General features: G+C 33.2%; 1 protein-coding gene. It reads left to right on the forward strand.

Annotated elements, in window-relative coordinates:
• Positions 1-154: 154 nt before the first annotated feature.
• Positions 155-593 (forward strand): SDR family NAD(P)-dependent oxidoreductase (locus CN514_RS24960; RefSeq protein ID WP_141529539.1); only part of this gene is annotated, 439 nt, incomplete at its 3' end.

Genomic DNA, 593 nt, shown 5'->3' on the forward strand with positions numbered 1-593 from the left:
AATATTCAATATTGAATATTCAGAATTTTTCATGTATTATCTAATTAATAAACATACCGACTGGTTAGTATCTAGACGTTTGTTTAAAATGAAATGATAGTTTTGAGAAAAAATAGGGATTTATGAAATAAATACTAATTTAGGAGGATTTGAAATGCACGTAAAAGAGTTATTTGATTTAACTGGGAAAGTAGCAATTGTAACTGGTGGTGGACGAGGTCTTGGTGAACAAATTGCGAAAGGATTCGCTGAATCAGGTGCAAATGTTGTACTTTGTTCTCGAAATGTAGAAGCATGCCAGGAAATTAGTGAAGAATTGAAAAGTATAGGTGTAGAATCTTTCGCATTGAAGTGTGATGTAACAAACAAAGAGGATGTACAAAGAGTAGTTGACGAAACGAAAGAAAAATTTGGCCGAATTGATATTTTAGTAAACAATAGTGGCGCTTCATGGGGAGCACCTGCTGAAGAGATGCCATTAGAGGCATGGAATAAAGTAATGAATGTTAATGTAACCGGTACGTTTTTAATGTCACAAGCAGTAGGGAAAATCATGTTAGCACAAAAATCCGGAAAAATTATTAATATTGCTT

Source organism: Bacillus sp. AFS001701, assembly GCF_002559405.1.
Taxonomy (GTDB): domain Bacteria; phylum Bacillota; class Bacilli; order Bacillales; family Bacillaceae_G; genus Gottfriedia.